Annotated in this window: 14 protein-coding genes; 3 read left to right on the top strand and 11 right to left on the bottom strand. The window is 46.0% G+C overall.

Features of this window, described 5'->3' with window-relative positions:
* Window positions 1-2,829 carry an RNA polymerase-associated protein RapA gene (gene rapA / locus MAR181_RS05960; protein WP_013795700.1) on the bottom strand — a complete coding sequence of 943 codons (2,829 nt, stop codon included), beginning with the start codon at window positions 2,827-2,829 and terminating at the stop codon, window positions 1-3.
* Window positions 2,830-2,831: 2 nt separating this feature from the next.
* Entirely contained in the window at window positions 2,832-3,449 is a 618-nt protein-coding gene (locus MAR181_RS05965; RefSeq protein WP_013795701.1) for a YigZ family protein, read from the bottom strand.
* A 138-nt stretch (window positions 3,450-3,587) separates the two neighbouring features.
* Here MAR181_RS05965 and MAR181_RS05970 point away from each other — a divergent pair, with 138 nt between their 5' ends.
* Complete coding sequence (locus MAR181_RS05970; protein ID WP_013795702.1) at window positions 3,588-4,913, top strand: DNA recombination protein RmuC; 1,326 nt, start codon at window positions 3,588-3,590, stop codon at window positions 4,911-4,913.
* 1 nt (window position 4,914) lies between these two features.
* Here MAR181_RS05970 and MAR181_RS05975 read toward each other — a convergent pair whose 3' ends face one another.
* The 5 genes from MAR181_RS05975 to MAR181_RS05995 all read right to left on the bottom strand — a co-directional run bounded on the left by MAR181_RS05975 (window position 4,915) and on the right by MAR181_RS05995 (window position 10,228).
* Window positions 4,915-6,087: a cation diffusion facilitator family transporter gene (locus tag MAR181_RS05975; protein ID WP_013795703.1), complete on the bottom strand. Its 1,173-nt coding sequence runs from the start codon at window positions 6,085-6,087 to the stop codon at window positions 4,915-4,917.
* Window positions 6,088-6,244: 157 nt separating this feature from the next.
* Window positions 6,245-7,141, bottom strand: a complete 897-nt coding sequence (locus tag MAR181_RS05980; RefSeq protein WP_013795704.1) for a recombination-associated protein RdgC — start codon at window positions 7,139-7,141, stop codon at window positions 6,245-6,247.
* Window positions 7,142-7,143: 2 nt separating this feature from the next.
* Window positions 7,144-7,722, bottom strand: coding sequence for a thymidine kinase (locus MAR181_RS05985; protein ID WP_013795705.1), 579 nt, complete (start codon window positions 7,720-7,722; stop codon window positions 7,144-7,146).
* An 87-nt stretch (window positions 7,723-7,809) separates the two neighbouring features.
* The gene (gene ybfE, locus MAR181_RS05990) at window positions 7,810-8,106 is read right to left on the bottom strand and encodes a LexA regulated protein (RefSeq protein ID WP_041651199.1); all 297 of its coding nucleotides are present in this window, start codon (window positions 8,104-8,106) and stop codon (window positions 7,810-7,812) included.
* Window positions 8,107-8,179: 73 nt separating this feature from the next.
* Complete coding sequence (locus tag MAR181_RS05995; RefSeq protein WP_013795707.1) at window positions 8,180-10,228, bottom strand: carboxy terminal-processing peptidase; 2,049 nt, start codon at window positions 10,226-10,228, stop codon at window positions 8,180-8,182.
* A 121-nt stretch (window positions 10,229-10,349) separates the two neighbouring features.
* Between MAR181_RS05995 and MAR181_RS06000 the strand changes: the two genes are divergently transcribed.
* Entirely contained in the window at window positions 10,350-11,648 is a 1,299-nt protein-coding gene (locus tag MAR181_RS06000) for a M18 family aminopeptidase (protein ID WP_013795708.1), read from the top strand.
* 134 nt (window positions 11,649-11,782) lie between these two features.
* On the opposite strand, the gene MAR181_RS06005 is transcribed toward MAR181_RS06000, so the two are convergent.
* Together MAR181_RS06005 and MAR181_RS06010 are read right to left on the bottom strand one after the other, a co-directional pair.
* Window positions 11,783-13,108 (bottom strand): TolC family outer membrane protein, encoded by a 1,326-nt coding sequence (locus MAR181_RS06005; RefSeq protein WP_013795709.1) that lies wholly within the window; start codon window positions 13,106-13,108, stop codon window positions 11,783-11,785.
* 183 nt (window positions 13,109-13,291) lie between these two features.
* Complete coding sequence (locus tag MAR181_RS06010; RefSeq protein WP_013795710.1) at window positions 13,292-14,518, bottom strand: hypothetical protein; 1,227 nt, start codon at window positions 14,516-14,518, stop codon at window positions 13,292-13,294.
* 106 nt (window positions 14,519-14,624) lie between these two features.
* Between MAR181_RS06010 and MAR181_RS06015 the strand changes: the two genes are divergently transcribed.
* Window positions 14,625-15,416, top strand: a complete 792-nt coding sequence (locus MAR181_RS06015) for a 5'-3' exonuclease H3TH domain-containing protein (RefSeq protein WP_013795711.1) — start codon at window positions 14,625-14,627, stop codon at window positions 15,414-15,416.
* Here the strand turns inward: MAR181_RS06015 and MAR181_RS06020 are convergent.
* Both MAR181_RS06020 and MAR181_RS18435 read right to left on the bottom strand, forming a co-directional pair.
* Window positions 15,413-16,231 carry a hypothetical protein gene (locus tag MAR181_RS06020; protein WP_013795712.1) on the bottom strand — a complete coding sequence of 273 codons (819 nt, stop codon included), beginning with the start codon at window positions 16,229-16,231 and terminating at the stop codon, window positions 15,413-15,415. The two genes, MAR181_RS06015 and MAR181_RS06020, sit on opposite strands and share 4 nt — an antisense overlap.
* On the bottom strand, window positions 16,228-17,328 hold the full coding sequence (locus MAR181_RS18435) for a methyl-accepting chemotaxis protein (protein WP_171810309.1): 1,101 nt from the start codon (window positions 17,326-17,328) through the stop codon (window positions 16,228-16,230). Before MAR181_RS18435 ends, MAR181_RS06020 begins: the two co-directional genes overlap by 4 nt.
* Between the last annotated feature and the right edge of the window lie 89 nt (window positions 17,329-17,417).

The raw sequence follows: 17,417 nt of genomic DNA on the forward strand, positions 1-17,417 counted from the left end.
TTATTCCGGTTTGGTGGTCAATATGATGCGGATCGCGTCGAGGCGAATCTGGTGCTCATCAATACGGACCAAACCTTCTTGCATGTTGTTTTCCAGCGCGGCAATGTCTTCATCGCGAATCAAGCTGTTGTAGGCCTTGAGTTCACGCAGACGATCAATCTCGTTCTCGCAACGATGTTGATACGCGGCTTTTGCCGAATGAACGATCGGACGAGCTTGGTCTTGGGCGTTGAGCTGGTGCGTCTGCAATACTTCAATCAAGTTTTTGCGCAACGCAGCAACCCATTGCTCCGCCACACGGTTTGGCACGCCTTTGAGTTTTTCGGCCCATTTGTCTGCGGTAAATTGCTGATGAAGGAATTTACCGTTGGAATCGGACAGTTGCCACATAGGGGTCATGGGTAAGGATTGTGCCAATTTTAGGCGAGGGTGCGCGGTGGCCTCAATGACAAACATACTTTCCACCAATACCGTGCCTTCTGGTAAAGCCGCAATGGGCAAGATAGCAGACGTCAGTTTGCCTGAGTCGAAGCCTTGTACTTCGTCCATTAGCATGGTGATCAGAGGGTGTTCCCAAGTGGCAAAGGCGACATCTTCACGTTGGCTAGCTTGGCGACGATCCAGCATCAGCATTTTACCTTCTTCTTCGATGCCAGGTAGGGCTTCTAGCATCATGTCGGAAGAAGGGCGGAGGAACCAAGCTGCACGTTCTGGGTCATCATTGATGCAATCTGTGTAGATGTTGAAGGCGTGGGTTACTTGCTCAATGTAGTGGTGCAGACCTTTGGTTGCCTGATGATTGATTTGATCAATCAATTGGCGAGCTTGGTCTGGTCGGCAAGAACTCATTTCCAGAAGACGGTTACGGCCTTCTTCCATTTGCTTGAGCAGGGCTTCATGGTAAACGTTGGCTTCTTTTAGCAGGTCAAGGTCATCATCTTGTCCGTGCAAATAAGCGTGCAGACTTTCGCGGAAGGCGTCTTCCACTTTATCGCCTGAACCTGTGGTGCGGCAGAAGGCGTTCAGCGCACGGTGATACCAGTTGTACAGACGCTCTTGTACGCTGTCTTTGAGATAAGGGACGTGGATTTGCACATCGTTAAGCTGTCCCAAACGATCCAAGCGACCAATGCGCTGTTCCAGTAAGTCTGGGTGTTCTGGCAAGTCGTACATGACCAGATGATGGCTAAACTGGAAGTTACGGCCTTCACTGCCAATTTCAGAACAGACGAGGATTTGAGCCCCGTCTTCATCGGCAAAGTAAGCGGCCGCACGGTCACGGTGGATCAGTGGCATTTGTTCGTGGAAATCGGCACTTTGGAAACCGGCAAAGGTCAGTTGATCATTCAACCACTGCGCCATGTCAGCGGTATGACAAATGACGAGCACTTTGTCGGCTTGGCATTCAAGGAATTCTTTTAGCCAAATCCAGCGCGGGTCTTTTTCCCATACACCATGGGCCACGTCATGTTCAGGTCGCACATGGTGCGTCGCCGAGGCAAACAGCTCGTTGTTGTCCAGTGGGTAAGCGTGCAGATAGCGATCTGGGAATCCACCGACGGCCGCACGAGTATTACGGAACATTTCACGGCCTGTGCCATGGCGGTCGATCAACCAGCTAATGGCTTCTTGAGCGGCTTCAATTTGTTGTTCGCCTTGGCTTTTCTCAAGTTGGATGAACCAGTCTTTGTTTTTCACTTCAGACAGGTAGCTGGCAAATTCGCTTGACCAATTAAGTGCTTCTAAACCGTGGTCGGCTTGGGTGAAGGGTAAGATGACCTCTGCCAATTCCGCTGCTTGTTTGAATTCTTGCTGTTGTGCTTGGTAGCGCTCAAAGTTGTGGTAATGATCTGGGTCCAATAGCTGCAAGCGAGAGAAGTGTTCTCGCTCGCCGGTTTGTTCTGGCGTTGCACTGAGCAACAATAAGGACTCAGAACTGGCGGCCAAACGTGCTACCACTTGATAGCCAATGCTCGGTGTTTCTGGGTGCCAAGCAAGGTGATGAGCTTCATCGACAATGACCATGTCCCATTCAGCATCCAACATATGTTGTGCGGCTTTCGGGTGCTGGCTTGCCCAATCAATCGGTGCAATGACAAATGGCTGTTGCTCAAACGGGTTGTCATCGCCTTCCATGAAGTCTTCGTACACAGACTCATTGATCAAGGAGAATGGTTGGTGGAAGCGACGCAGCATTTCCACTAACCATTGGTGCTGTAAATTGGTTGGGGTCAAAATTAAGGCGCGCTTGCACAAACCGTTTAATAGGCGTTGATGAAGGATCAAACCGGCTTCTAAGGTTTTCCCCATGCCCACTTCGTCACACAGCAAAGCACGCGCTTTGGGGCGATTCGCAATGTCGTGAGCAAGGTAAATTTGGTGCGGCAGGAGTTCGGCTTTCAAGCCCATCAACCCTCGTACCGGGGACGCTGCGTTTGCGGCTTGATGTTCCAAGGTATGGCGACGTAAATCAAACCACATGCGGCGCGCGGGTGACAGCGCCAGTAGGGAATCAATTTCGTTTTTATCATTACGTGGAAATTGAATAATGGACTCTTCTAACCAGTCATCTTGATCGCTAATGCGATATTCGATCAGGTTATCAATTTCTTCGACTTCCAGCACAGTGAAAGTGTCATCTTGGAAATGAAGTTGATCACCAATCGTCAGTGTGCGGCGCACGAGACTGGTTTGGTCGTGTGAGTATTGACGGTCTGTTTCGGCATCAGGGAAGTGCAGAGTAAAGGATTTGGATTGTTTATCGACTATCATGCCAACGCCGAGATCAGGCTCGTTGCGGCTACTCCATCTTTGTCCAGTTTGGTACATGGTTATGCGTTGTCCGGTTCAATTAAAGTTAAGCTACCTTGGCAGAGGTCCGTAAGAGCGGCTTGTTGCTCTGGCCAAGTTCGTTCAATGACAGCAAGGTCGAGAATAATGCTGTCGCTGTATGTTTTGTCGGTGACTTCGATGTCGCTTTGTTCTAGCCAGTATTCTACCTTGCCTAATAAAGGGTAGGCGATTTTTAGCTGAACAGGGCGACGCGGGTAGATATTTTCATGTTCGGTCTGGGTCAGGGCTTCCTGAACCGCTTGACTGTATGCTCTGACCAAGCCCCCAGCCCCCAATTTGACACCACCAAAATAGCGTGTCACCACTAGGGTGGTTTCGCCAAAGTCAGAATGTTGCAATACATTCAACATGGGTTTTCCTGCGGTGCCTTTGGGCTCACCATCGTCGCTTTGGTCCCACAGGTGGACATTATTTGGTGACCCCGCTACAAATGCCCAGCAATGATGGTTGGCATCGGGAAATTCGTCACGAATCTCGGCAATAAATTGCTTCGCGGCGTCGCGTCCTTGGGTGCGACACACAGTGGTGATGAATTGGCTGTTTTTGATTTCCAATTCAAAGCGTTGTCTGTGTGTTGGGCTGAGATAATAATCCATGTAAACTTGCTTGTTTGTTGTTTTCGCTATAAAAAACGGTATTAAGGTAAGACCAATCAATGAATGATAGTCTAGCCTCTTCGCTGTCTCTATGACATGGTGCAAATGTCTTTATTTTAATTAGTGGGTTTATGTTTTATGACAGATTGGCTTTGGCAATCCGTTTGGGCTTTTTCAGGCTTTTTCACAGGCACCTTGTTGGCGTCCATTATTGCGGCGCTTATTGTACAGGCTATGCGCCGTCAGTGGCAGCAGTCACAAGCAAAAATTCAGCAACAAAATGAAGAATTACAACGACTTTTGGGGCAATCCAAGGATCAGCAGCATTATTTGGAAAAAGAGTCCATTACCTTAGAGCAACAATTTGCGGCAGCGCAACAAGTATGGCAAGAAAAAGAGGCCTTTTACCGGGAGCAGAAGAAGCAGAACGAGGTGGAATTTAAGCAGTTGGCGCAAGACATTATGAACCAGCAAGGCGTCAAATTGGCGAAAGAAAATGAGCGCCAATTGGGGTCTTTGTTGACGCCACTTGGCACTCAGATTCAAAAATTTCAGGAACGAGTGGAAAAAAGTTATGAAGCTGAAGCGCGCGAGCGTTTTTCCCTCGCCAAAGAAATTAAAAACCTGCAACAACTCAACCAAAAAATCAGTGATGATGCGGTGAGTCTGACTCATGCTTTGAAAGGCCAGAATAAATTGCAAGGCGGCTGGGGGGAGGTCATCTTAGAGCGTATTTTGGAGCGTTCTGGGTTGGAGAAAGGCCGCGAATATCAGCTTCAGGCGTCTTATCAGACGGAAGACGGGCGTCGTTTACAGCCTGATGTGGTGATTCATCTACCTGACAATAAACAAATTGTGGTGGACTCTAAGATGGTCTTGGTCAGTTATCTGGCTTACATGGAAGCCGAGACAGAGGAAGACCGTCAACGGGCCTTGAAGCAGCATTTGGACGCAGTGCGTCGTCATATGAAAGAGCTGAGTGCCAAGTCGTACCAAGATTTACCTGGTGTGTCATCGTTGGATTTTGTGCTCTTGTTCATCCCCATTGAAGCGGCGTTTGGTTTGGCATTGCAGGCGGATAACGGTCTATTTAGTGAAGCGTTTGAGCATAATATCATCATCGTTGGGCCGTCCAATTTGCTGGCGACTCTACGCACGGTACAAAACATTTGGCGCAATGAAAAGCAGAGTCAAAATGCCATTGAGATTGCCCGTCAAGCTGGTGCCATGTACGACAAGTTCTCAGGCTTTGTTCAGGATATGGATGACATCGGTAATAAACTGGATGCGGTCAATCGCAGTCACGATGCGGCATTGAAAAAGTTAAGCACTGGTCGGGGGAATTTGTTGGCCAGAGCGGAAAAATTAAAGGTGATGGGAGCGAAAACCACCAAGGCATTGCCAGAAGCGCATCTTAACCAAGCGTTAGAAAGCTCAGATGAAGAGGCGCGTCACGAGGAGTAAGTTAGGCGTTCTTGGACGAATAAATCCAGTGAATGCTGGCATGTTGGATGTAGCTGGTGTGGCCGAGTATGAATAAAATTTGCTCACTGACCGCAGCTTGCTGCTCGGAAGTGAGTTTATCCGCTAGGGCAATGATTTCCATATCGAGCTGTTTGTTTAGGTAATGCAAACGGGTATTGTCGATGTCCAGATACGTCTTGTGTTCTCTCAATAAATACCCAAGATCCGCTAAGATTTGTTGTCTTGCTGGCAGCTTAAGTTGGGGTGGTTTGCCAGTTTCTTCGCGGAAGCTGTCGGTTTGAATGCTATCGTCCGTGTCGATGTGCACCATGACATCGGTGACTTGAGGGTGAGCTTGTTTGATGGTGTAAGCCACTAGATCACCAAGATAATGACCTTCGCTGACGGTGGCGTGGCTGGGTACGTGAATGTGCATGTCTAGGTAGATTTTGCCAGCCATAGAGCGGGCACGCATATCATGAGGGGCCATGACATTTTTTAAACCATTTGCTGTCTCTTTGATCTGTGCCATCAGTTTTGGGTCCGGGGCGGTATCAACCAATTCGGCAAGGTTTTCCCAGATCATGCCAATGGCCATTTTGCCAATTAACAAGGCCACAAAAATGGACGCGGCCATATCAGCCCAAGGCAAGCCTAAATATATTCCTACCAATCCAATTAATACGGCGACAGAGGAAAGTGCATCACTGCGACTGTGCCAAGCATTGGCCACCAGCATTTTACTTTGAATCTGTTCACCAGCGTGTTTGGTGTAATGGAAAATGGCTTCTTTGACCACAATGGTCAACAAGATAGCAGCCAAGCCGTACCAGGTGAATTGCGCATTATGGCTATCGTTGGTGATGGCGTCTAAACCAATGCCAATTGCCACCAACATAAGGACAAAGCCAAGCAGTACTGTGGTCAGTGTTTCAAACCTTAGATGGCCGTATGGGTGATTTTCATCTGGCCCACGACGGGCGTTCGCTGAGGTAAAGTAGACGAAAACGTCGGTGACTAAATCGGACAGGGAATGAATGCCGTCTGCCAGTAGCGCTTGTGATTGGGAAAAGTGTCCAGCGACGATTTTTGCTATGCCTAGTAAGGCATCCCAAATAGCGCCAACCAGAGTCACTTTTGTGGCTATCTTTTGTTCTTGCAGAAGTTTTGACATTTATCCACTCTAGGGTTCGAAGAAAAGGTTTTTGACGCCACAATTCGTTGTGTTGTTATTGTGCTATTTAAGGTGCGATACCATCTTATCTGGCTTGGCGAGTGTTCTCCCCAAGCTTATCCACGATATCTGTGGAAAAACTTGGGGAGGTCAGGGATTACTTGATCTCGAACCATTGACTGAAGGACTCGAAATACTCTCTCATGGTTAACGACATCAAAGAAAAGTTAGCGTCCATGTCAGACAAACCACCACCTTGAGAATCGTTGAAGGCGGCTTCTTTCAAAGCATCATCAAATTTGATTTTGCGAAGGGTAAGGTCGTCGTGTAGCACAAAGCTGAGTTTGTCTGTCCAGCGTAGGGCAAGATTCTTCACTGACATGCCTTGTTCAAGGTGACGAGTTACGTCCTCAGAAAGCGGCTCTAGGGCTTTGAAACGAATACTGGCTTTATCTTCAGAACTGTCTTGGATCTCACACTCTTCACCGGTTTCTAGGCTGGCCGGTACTTCGTTTTTGGTCAGCCAATCGGTCATCAAACTGGCCGGAGACACTTGTGCTTGTAGCGGTGTCATTGGGAAGCTGCCAAGTGTGGTTTGCAGATGTTTGAAAAGCAGTTCTGTCATGCTGGCATTGGTGCTGTTGAGAACAATGATTTTGGCTTTAAGATCAATGTAGGCCCAAATATCAGAGCGTTTGGAAAACGCCTTCGGACGAAGTGTGAAGACGAGTTCGTCTTTCATGTCGGCTTTTTCTTTACGACCGACTTTACGGCCTTCGATTAACTCGATTTCCGCGACTTTGGCTTCCAGTTCTTCACGAACCACCGCCGACGGCAAGACTTTTTCTTCTTTGCCAGCGCGGAACAGTAAGCAGCGATCACTGGCTAGGCTCCATTGTTCACTGTTGCGAATCAGTGGTAACCAGCCGAAAGAGAACTCTTCCTGCGAACCGCATTCTTGTAACGGAAATTCTGGTATTTTTTTAATTAGCTCATTGGTATCCAGTGACTCCGTGTCACTTAATTGGAATATTTGGGCATTTTTAAACCACATAGTTAATCTCTCACAGCTTCTTTAAAGTGTTTTCGGCACACAGATAAGTAACGATCATTGCCGCCAATTTCTACCTGAGCCCCTTCTTTCACAGGAATTCCTTGCTCATTGACTCGTATTACCATGGTGGCTTTGCTACCACAATGACACACGGTTTTTAATTCTATCAGTTTATCAGACCACGCCAGTAAGGCTTGGCTGCCTTCGAATAACTCGCCTTGAAAATCAGTACGAATGCCAAAGGCTAAAACTGGAATGCCCATTTTATCGACCACTTCGGACAAAGCATAAACTTGTTGTTTGGTTAAAAACTGGGCTTCATCAATTAGAATGCAACTAAGACGTTGTTTGGCACTTTCGGTTTTAATCAGTTCTGTGATGTTTGTTTTATTATCAAACAAACTGGCTTGAGCGGAAATACCAATACGAGAGGCAATTTTGCCGGTTTCAAATCTGTCGTCAATGGAGGCGGTTAATAATAAAACCTGCATGCCTCTTTCTTGATAGTTATGGGCAGATTGAAGCAGTACGGTAGATTTTCCTGCATTCATTGCGGAATAATAAAAATAGAGTTTTGCCATATAACGCTGCGTCGTTGCCAATTGAATAAAATGGGCAGGACAGTATAGCAAAACTCTAATATGAATGGCGGCTTTTCTATGGGGTGTTTATGTTGGTTTTTTGAGCGGACTTTTTTTAAGTTGTTTGGCACCGCTCTGAATTTGCTGGAGTAGCCATTCAGAACGTTTTAATCCGTTCAATTCACACAGTTGATCGAGTGTGTCGATGGCCTCTTGTTCAATGACAAGCTCTAAACGCTTTAAGCCCAGTTTCTTTTCTTTTTGACGTTGGGCGCGTTTATTTAGCTTTAGTTGGTCTTTACGGTTTAGGGTGCTGGTTCTTGGTCGACCAGGGGATTTACCAAACAGGTCGATTGTATTGCGGTCTGTGGACGCTTTAGCCATGTTGTTTTCGGTTACGTAGAGTGGATCGGGGAAGGGCACGGATCACAAAGCCTGTGGTCCGTGCCGATTAAGCTTAGTTTTGCGCCGTTTGCTTCTCAGCTTGTTTCTGTGCCATTTGGTTAGTGGCAATGAAATCAAGCAGAATTTCAGACGCTTCTTTTGCGTAAGTGTCTTCTTCGCTGGCTTCAATGTCGTCAACAGAGGTCACTGGGTCTAACCCTAGGGCTTGGAGGCGAGTGTTCTCACGATCCAATTCATGTTGCTCGTTTTCTTCTCGCTGTTGAATGCGGGTGTTTTCATTGAGCGAAATGGTTTTGTATTTTTCCACTTGCTGCTTGAAGTAATCAATTTGATCATTCAGCGCGATGAAGTTGGGATCTTTTGCCATCCTTGCTTCATGACGTGGCGTCAAAATGGGCAAGTAAGCTGGCATGTTCCAGTACACTGGGTAACGTGTTTCATGGATCTTGTCCCAAGGAAGTGGGTTGTCCAATGCGCTTTCTCCGACAGATTCTTTGTCGATTAAAGAAGGGAAGGCAATGTCGGGCATGACGCCCTTGTGTTGGGTACTTTCGCCTGACACACGGTAAAACTTGGCTTGAGTGACTTTAAGTTGGCCTTTGTCTAACTCTTGCAATACTTGTACTGTGCCTTTACCGAAGGTTTGGTCGCCCAGAATGAGTGCTCGGCCGTAGTCTTGTAAGGCGCCAGCTACGATTTCAGATGCTGAAGCACTCATGCGGTTAACCAGTATTGCCATCGGCCCACTGTAAGTGATGCTTGGATCAGAATCACCCAATGGTGTGACACGGCCACTTTGATCGCGGATTTGTACCGTCGGCCCAGACGGAATGAATAGGCCGGCTAAGGCGTTGGCTTCTTGTAATGAGCCGCCACCATTGTTACGCAGGTCTAAGATAAGCGCGGAAATGTCTTCTTGGCGCAGTTCTTCAATCAGCTTTTTGGTGTCTCGAGTGGAGCTTTTGTAGTCTTTTTCGCCTGCTTGGATAGCGGCGAAATCGGAATAAAAGGTTGGCAGCGAAATCACACCGACCTTGTAGGTTTCACCGCCACGTTCTACTTCGACGATTTCTTTTTTGGCAGACTGATCTTCCAATTTGACTTTTTTACGTACTATGTTGATGACTTTACTGGTTTGCGTGTCCCCTTTGCTTGGGGTGATTTCCAATCTTACTGTGGTGTCACGTTCGCCACGTATCATGTCGACCACATCGTCGAGACGCATGCCGACTACATCCACCATGGCCTCATCACCTTGGCCAACGGCAATGATTCTATCATTGGGGGCTAACTCGCTTTGTGTGGCAGCTGGTCCGCCTGGTACGAGTCTGACAACCTTAGTGTAATCATCGTCCATTTGCAGTACAGCACCAATGCCTTCTAGTGACAAGCTCATGTTGATGTTGAAGGTTTCAGAAGCACGTGGTGCGAAATAGCTGGTGTGGGGGTCTAGTGCTGCGGTTACGGCATTGGCAAAAATTTGGAATACATCGATGGCGTTGGTTTGATCAACTTGTTTTAGTTGATTTTTATAACGACGTTCCAATACAGAGACAATTTTGTCTTCTTCTTCGCCGTTCATTTTTAGAATCAGAGCGCGATTCTTCAAGCGTTTACGCCAGTAGTCATCTAGTTCTGCCTGAGATGTGGCCCAATGTTGATTGTCTGGGTCAGCGTTTAGGCTTTCATCAATGGTGTAATCAAAGGCCTTTACCATGTCAGGTAAGTTGGCTTGTAGGTCTTTAACGCGATCTTCGAAGCGCTTTAAGTACAAGTTATAAATGGTGTAGGCCACCTGGGTATCACCATTTCGAAGGGCGTCATCGAACTCATAGCGGTACGTTTCTAGGGCATCAATGTCACTTTGTAAAAAGAAACTCTTGGTTGGATCCATGGCATCGATATAATAGTCGAATGCTTTTGTCGAAATGGTGTCGTCGATCTGAGGTCTGTTGTAGTGAATGCCTTCCAGCATTTCAACCAGTTCTTTAGAAACCTGATCGTACTCATGAGGAGGTTGTAACTCCTGATAGGCGGATACGGGAGTGACGGCAAAAGAATAGCCTGATAGTAGGCAAAGTAGTAGGCGTTTTAGGTTCATCCGGTGTCGTATCTCTCTGTCTATTTTGTATATCATTGGTAAAATCATATTAGACACAGGGCATTAAGGCTAGCCTAAGTGTTAAAAAGTCACTTTTAAAGCATTTTGCTTATGGAAAAATATGGAATATTCACAATTTAATGATTCATTGTTGTCCTTTCTTCAAGCGTCCCCGACACCTTTCCATGCCACTGATAGCATGCGTTTGGCACTGCTTGCAGAAGGTTATGTTGAGCTAGTTGAAGAAGATAATTGGGTTATTGAAGAAGGCGGGAAGTATTTCGTTACTCGTAATGAATCTTCCTTAATTGCGTTTACAACACCTGTATTGGATGTAAGTCAAACCGGTTGGCGGATGATTGGGGCGCATACGGATAGCCCATGTTTGAAATTGAAGCCAAACGCGCATGTGGATCGTTTTGGGTATCATCAATTGGGTGTGGAAGTGTATGGTGGTGTGCTGCTACATACTTGGTTGGATCGTGATTTATCCATTGCGGGTCGTGTCACTGCCAAAACCGACGCTGGCAATATTGTCAGCCGCCTAATTGATTTTAAAGAGCCGATTGCTGTCGTGCCGAATTTGGCCATTCACTTAAATCGCAAAGTGAATGAAGGTTTTTCGGTGAACCCACAAGAAGAAATTCTGCCGATCTTATGTGGTGCGGATAACGAGTTTGACCTTCATCAGTTGTTGATTGCTCAGCTGCGACAACAACATCCTGATTTGCCGGTTGCGCAAGTGTTGGATTTTGAATTAAGCCTTTATGATACTCAGCCTGCGGCTTTGGTCGGCCTGCACAAAGAATACATTTGTTCGGCGAGACTGGATAACTTGTTGAGCTGTTACGTCGGTTTGCAAGCCCTGTTAAGTTCTAATAATGAGCGTCCTAGTTTGCTAATTTGTACCGACCATGAAGAAATTGGCAGTTTGTCAGCGTGTGGTGCTAATGGGCCATTCTTGGATGATGTGTTACGACGTTTGTCGCCTAACCCAGAACAGTTTGTGCAAGCGATTCAGCGCTCTATGTTGGTGTCGGCGGATAATGCTCATGCCTTGCACCCTAACTATGCGAATCGTCATGATAAAAACCATGCGCCAGCGATTAACAAAGGGGCCGTGATTAAAGTCAATGCCAATCAACGTTATGCTACCAATAGCGAAACGGCGAGTATTTATCGAGATGTGGCAGCACAAGAAAATTACCATGTGCAAACCTTTGTGGTACGCAGTGATATGGGGTGCGGCAGCACAATCGGACCAATTACTTCTGGTGAAATCGGTGTGCCAACCATAGATATCGGTCTGCCAACCTTTGGTATGCACTCGATTCGAGAGCTGGCAGGTAGCCATGATGCGTTCGGTTTGTATAAGGTGCTTGCGCGCTTTACCAAACGAGACACGCTGATGACCCGTTAAGCGAGGGTCGCGCTGAGTTAGTCTGGCGAAAGCAATAGATTATTGATGTCTTAAGATTGAGTCAGCTACCCAGCATAAAAAAAACCACCGCACGATAACATGCGGTGGTTTTTTTTGAGCCGAATAAAGGGGCTTTAGTTTTGAGCAACCAACCATTTATCAAGTTGTTTGATCTTATCTTCCGTTAAGTCACCAGTTGCTTCTAACAAGCTAAGTTGTTTTAGAACGAAGTTATAACGGTATTGCTCATAGGTATTTTGAGCATCGTATAGATTTGATTGAGCATCTAGCAATTCAACCAGGTTACGAGTACCTACATCATAGCCGGCTTTCGTGGCTTCTAAAGCACTGTTACGAGAGCGAATCAATTGCTGTTGTGCTTCGATTTGAGCCACTGCAGTTTGCAGGTCAAGGTACAAGCTACGAATATTTAACTCAATGGATTGCAATGAGCTGGCTTTTTGTTCGATTGCTGATTCCGCTTCAGCGGAGGCCTGGCGAACAGAAGCGTTAATCGCGCCACCACTGTACAACGGGATGCTAACACCTAAGGAAAGCGCCGTGGTATTCGTTGCGCCACTGGTCAGTGAGCTGGAAGTCACACTGTAATCATTGTCGGTGCGAGAAAGCGAACCAGTAATAGAAACCGTAGGTGTGCGGCCATTGGATTTTTGAATGCTGATGTTATTTTCCGCACTTTCAACCGCTAGGCTCAAAATTTTCAGTTCTTTGTTGTCTTTTTGCGCTTTCGCAATCAAGGTATCAACGGTCATGTTTGGGTCTAAACGAATAGGGTAATCCGCAGACAAAGTAGGAATGCTTTCGATCACACGTCCTGTTCTTTGGTAAAGGGCTTTTTGAGCATAAGATACGCTAGAACGGGCGCTCAATTCGGTGACTCGTACCGAATCGTATTCCGCTTGTGCATCTTGAAGATCGGTCACGGAAGCTAGACCCACTTCATATTGCTTTTTAGCACGGTCAAGCTGACTTGCTGTGCTTTTTACCAAGGCTTCTGTGGTTTGTAAGGTAGACTGAGCGATCAGCAGGTTGAAGTATTCTGTTAGGGTGGTCAGGGCCAAGTCTTCTTCAGAATTTTCGTAGCTAACGCCGGCGCTGGCAGAACTAATTTCGACCGCATCTACGGCATAGCCAAGGGCTGGAGAGTAGATAGGGTAATTCAGCTCTAATGCCAATGAGTTTGAGTTATTGTCGTATTCAATCGAAGGACTGTCTATATTGGTATAGCCTAGGCTGCCACTGAAGCTAATTTCTGGGTAAAGATTCCCCTTAGTGACTGTGACCCCTTCTTTTTGTGCTTGGTAGGTTGCCGCAGCAGCACGCAAGCCTGGATCGTTTTGTTTCGCCAGTTTATAGACGTCGTAAATACTTTCGGCTTGAACGGCTGTACTGCTCATGACAGCGGCCGTTATCAAAGATGAGATAATATGCTTTTTCATAGATTTCTGTAGGCTCATAGTATGAAATTTAGTTATAATACTAGCGTAACTTCTGGTCTTGTGGCAGTGCCATTTTCGCTATATCTATTATGACTACTGACCATATCATAACGAAATGCTTTGAATAGGCTTCTAATGTGGAAACTTATTGCAAGCCACTGACTAGCTTGTCTTTATGATGATTTATTTTTTCACCTCAATTGTATAAGTGATGATCTTTTCTTGTTGTGGGGCCAGTTGTCCTTCGATAAGTAAAGCATTTGCCGAATTTTTAGTCACCTGGTTCGCTTTAATAATGTCGACAATGCCATTGGTGTTCTGTTGCAAGGCAAATTTTGCCATTTTTTTATCATGATTTTTTACGCTTAACTGCCAAACTTGTCGACTAGGTAACTGCTTAGAAGACGCATTGAGTAAGGTTAGATGCCCACTGATGGCTTGGCTTTTGTTTGTGATGACATCAAGGGTTTGACCTGAGCGCATCTGATTAAGGTTGACTTGATTCGCCGGAATTAAGAGCGGGCCTTTTTGCCAGAAGGTTTTGTAAGACCCTGGCATGCTGTCTTGCTTCAAGGTAAAGGTGAGTTGGTTATAGAAACTGAGAGGGAGGCTGCCAGCTTGTCCACTGTGAGTGAATTGCTCCGCTGTATGGCGTTGATTCTGTATGTTTAAGGTATCACTGGGTAGGGCATACAAGGTATTGGAATAAGGCGCTAATGCGATTTGATCCGCTAAAGGAAACACCACTTCATTGTCTTGATAGCTGACTTGTGGTGCCGCTGAGTCAAGCATCATACTAGCTCGTTCGTTCTTGAATTTCGGGCTGGGTTGATGGTGAGAGTAATGCAGCAAACTCGACTCTAGCATCAGTGCTTGGTTGGATTGATTGGTGAGTAAGGCTTGTTGAGTAAGAGTTACCTTGTTGTCATTAAAGATCAGGTTCAGTTGCGGTGTCCAAGAGAGCTGCTCGGTCTGGTAGCTGATGGGCAGATTGTCTATGTTTTGTGCTTGTTTGGCGTGCGATTCGAGTGGAACTAGGTAAAAGTCATTCATTGGTAGGGTGACAGGACGATTGTTCAGACTGAGAGTAAAGTTCTGTTGAGCTTGATTTACCTGAGTCAGTAAGCCGGTGTAATTGAGATCCCTGTGTTTATGCTCGACGCGAATTTTACTGCCCACCTGGTTGATCCATTGTCGCTGAGAGGCATCGCCAAGGTATTCAATCGGTCTGAAATCTGTGGCAAATGGTAATACACTGCCAGCGACAGGCGATAAAGTCAGTTCCTTGTTATCTTCGACAACTTGGCTATTTTGAAGGCCAATGACCGCCTTAATTGGATCGGCCAGGGCGGGCTGATACAAAGCACTTAGTATTAAGCCTGTCATCATTTGAGCGTGTGATTTATGCATAACTCGGAATCCTTCTGGTGTTTTTTAACATCTTATGATCGTGCCGTCTGCTCCCTCATGTTAACCTAATAGCATAGAAATATTGTTGGAAATATAGGTCATTTGTGTGGATAAAACATTACTGATTATTGACGGTTTGAATTTGATTCGACGACTTTATGCCGCGCTGGAAGCCGAACAGGATGCTGTGCGTCGGGTTGAACGCACTCAGAGTATTGCGATTGATGCTTTGAGTAAGTTAGCACAGCAATTTGATCCTGATTATGCGGTAGTGGTGTTTGATTCAAACGGCAAAACCTGGCGACATCAGGTGTATCCTGAATATAAATTGGGACGTGTTCCCATGGACGATGCCTTATTGGAGTCATTAGAAGAGTTTGCCCGAGTGTTTCGTTATAACCATTTTCCATGTCTGCGTATGTCGGGTTGGGAAGCGGATGACTTGATTGCGACCTTGGCGGTCAAGGCGTCACAACATAAGGTGACGTCTTATATTGTCTCTACCGATAAGGGGTTCACGCAATTATTGGGAGATGAATACATACTTCAGTATGATTATTTTGCCAAACTGGGTTACAACAAGGCTTGGGTACCCGGTAAATATGGCGTACAGGCCGAACAATTGATGGATTATTGGGCCTTAGTCGGCGACACCACCAATCGTATTCCTGGGGTAAAAGGCATTGGCCCGAAAACGGCTTTGAACATCATCGCTGATGCGCCTACGATTGAAGCCATCTATGCCAATCTGCAGACCTTTTCTGAGCGTATTCAAAAGCTCCTCGCTGGAGGTTATGAACAGTGCTTATTGTCTCGTTCATTGGTGTCGTTAAAAACCGATGTGTCTTTGGGCTTTCCTTTATCCAAACTCAAATTTCAACCGAAGAAAGACGCTTAACGAATGGTTTGTTTAAGTTCGATTAGTCGATTATTCACCACGTCAAACAGCTGATTGATGATCTGACTGGCGTCTTGAAATAAGCTGTCAGGATTGCGCTGGCTTAACGTACCTTGCTCCACACTGTGTTTTATATCTTGAATAAATTGTTGCAGGACTTGATTGCTGTTTGCGGGCAGCAATTGGCTTAACTTAGCATGATGTTCGGTGATATTTTCTAAGGTGAAAATAAGCTGTAGTTTTTTATCTGAGCTTAGGTCTTGCTTGCTGGCTACTTGTACACTTAGGGCGCGAATTTGGCCTAGGGCTTCAGCTAGTTCAGGTAGGGTTTTAACCAGTTGTTGTGATGTTAGGCGCACCGCTTGTTGGCGGCTGGTGGTAAGGGCGAACTCATCAGCGAGATCCCATAATGCTTCTAGTTGACGATTGATTAAGCCTGTATGCAATTGAAAGCTTTGGCTACTTTGAATATCGTCTTTTTGTAACAACTTTTGCCATTGTTTGTGGACATATTGAATGCTCAGTTGCGGTGGATAACGATGCTTTTTTTCAAAAGACAGTATCTGTTCGTATTGAGTTTGAATGTCCTTTTCAAGCTGCGGCAATTTGCCTTTAAAGTCTAGGTTGCCATTTAATAAACCGGAGTGCATGCCTCTGTGCTGTTGTGTGAATTTTATGAGTTCAACAAAATGATGGACACCTTGGATGCCTTCTAATGTCCGTTTCTTAGCATTGAGCTCGGAATAAAAGTGTCTGACAAGTGCTAGGCCGATAATAGTAAAACTGGTGATAAAGAGCAGGATGATGACATTCATAGGGAGGTTTCCTTTTGATCCAAGCGAGAGGAAAGCCATTCTAGGTATTTGACCATATCCTTTGCGTCTTGACTGGCCTTGCTGTGTTGTTCACTGACGGTGCTAATCCCTTTAAGTCGATCTGACATCTTGTTGTTGGTGTGTTGGAATTCGCTTATACCTTGCATAGATTGTTTGACTTCTTGTTGGGTTGACTGAGCCGCATCGTAGATGGCTGAGAGAGCAGAATGGGCCTTACCTGAACCTTGTGAGGCAAGGTTGGCGAAGTCGATTAACTTTAAGCTGGTTTGCTCAGAGGCATGTACCTGAGAAGCGATAGAATTGACCATTAAACCAATATCCTGAGCGGCCAATTCGGTACTTGCCGCCAATTCCCTTACCTCATTTGCGACCACGGCAAAGCCGCGACCTGCTTCTCCTGCTCGTGCCGATTCAATGGCGGCATTGAGAGACAGCAAATTTATGTTGGAGGTGATTTGTTCTATGGTGGCAACGAAATTTCGGATTTTCTCTGTGGTTTGAATGAGTTCCTGCATTTGTGCTTGGTTATCAGATACGGTGGTTTGCATGCTGGTGATTTGCTGACCTAGATTGGCCAGCGCCACTTGACCATTTTCGGAATGGCTGTGTGTTTGATGTGCCATGTCTAGGGTTGTTTGAATTCGTGCCAAAATATCGTCAATGGCGGCACTCATGGCGGAACTTTCCTGAACCAAGGTGTCCAGTGCTTGATGTTCTTCCTCTGCACCTTGAGCGACCATGTTAGAGGAGTTTTGTAATTCGTTTGCTGTGTATTGGGTCTCTTGTGAGCAACTTTTGAGTAAATGCTGTTTACGGCTGAGGTGGCGAAGCAAGTTATTAATCTGACCGGCGAGACGGTTGAATTCTTTATCGTTGTGAGACAGTTCTAAAGTGTGATTCGTATCCAGTGTTTGTAGGTGTAGGTTGAGTTCTTTTATGCGTTGCTGAGTTAAGTAATTGGCTGACATAGCAAAATACACCAATAAACAGGTGCTGATTAAAATGACAGTTTGAGCTTGTGGTTGCAGAAAGGAAAGATACAGTGCAGAGATACAGACCGCGCCGAGCAGAAACATAATTGTGATCCGAGCGAAATAGGGCAGTGCGGTTATGAGTATGGTTCCAGGTTTCAGTAACATTATGGTCTCTCATTGTCATGCTAGAG

It is taken from the genome of Marinomonas posidonica IVIA-Po-181 (genome assembly GCF_000214215.1).
Lineage (GTDB): Bacteria > Pseudomonadota > Gammaproteobacteria > Pseudomonadales > Marinomonadaceae > Marinomonas > Marinomonas posidonica.

What these genes read in the sequence shown, in the direction of transcription:
- MAR181_RS06005 (WP_013795709.1), bottom strand. Translation starts at nt 13,108, where the DNA reads ATGAAAAAGCATATTATCTCATCTTTGATAACGGCCGCTGTCATGAGC.
- rapA (WP_013795700.1), bottom strand. Translation starts at nt 2,829, where the DNA reads ATGTACCAAACTGGACAAAGATGGAGTAGCCGCAACGAGCCTGATCTC.
- MAR181_RS05965 (WP_013795701.1), bottom strand. Translation starts at nt 3,449, where the DNA reads ATGGATTATTATCTCAGCCCAACACACAGACAACGCTTTGAATTGGAA.
- MAR181_RS05985 (WP_013795705.1), bottom strand. Translation starts at nt 7,722, where the DNA reads ATGGCAAAACTCTATTTTTATTATTCCGCAATGAATGCAGGAAAATCT.
- MAR181_RS05995 (WP_013795707.1), bottom strand. Translation starts at nt 10,228, where the DNA reads ATGAACCTAAAACGCCTACTACTTTGCCTACTATCAGGCTATTCTTTT.
- MAR181_RS05975 (WP_013795703.1), bottom strand. Translation starts at nt 6,087, where the DNA reads ATGTCAAAACTTCTGCAAGAACAAAAGATAGCCACAAAAGTGACTCTG.
- MAR181_RS05970 (WP_013795702.1), top strand. Translation starts at nt 3,588, where the DNA reads ATGACAGATTGGCTTTGGCAATCCGTTTGGGCTTTTTCAGGCTTTTTC.
- MAR181_RS18435 (WP_171810309.1), bottom strand. Translation starts at nt 17,328, where the DNA reads ATGTTTCTGCTCGGCGCGGTCTGTATCTCTGCACTGTATCTTTCCTTT.
- MAR181_RS05980 (WP_013795704.1), bottom strand. Translation starts at nt 7,141, where the DNA reads ATGTGGTTTAAAAATGCCCAAATATTCCAATTAAGTGACACGGAGTCA.
- MAR181_RS06000 (WP_013795708.1), top strand. Translation starts at nt 10,350, where the DNA reads ATGGAATATTCACAATTTAATGATTCATTGTTGTCCTTTCTTCAAGCG.
- MAR181_RS06010 (WP_013795710.1), bottom strand. Translation starts at nt 14,518, where the DNA reads ATGCATAAATCACACGCTCAAATGATGACAGGCTTAATACTAAGTGCT.
- ybfE (WP_041651199.1), bottom strand. Translation starts at nt 8,106, where the DNA reads ATGGCTAAAGCGTCCACAGACCGCAATACAATCGACCTGTTTGGTAAA.
- MAR181_RS06020 (WP_013795712.1), bottom strand. Translation starts at nt 16,231, where the DNA reads ATGAATGTCATCATCCTGCTCTTTATCACCAGTTTTACTATTATCGGC.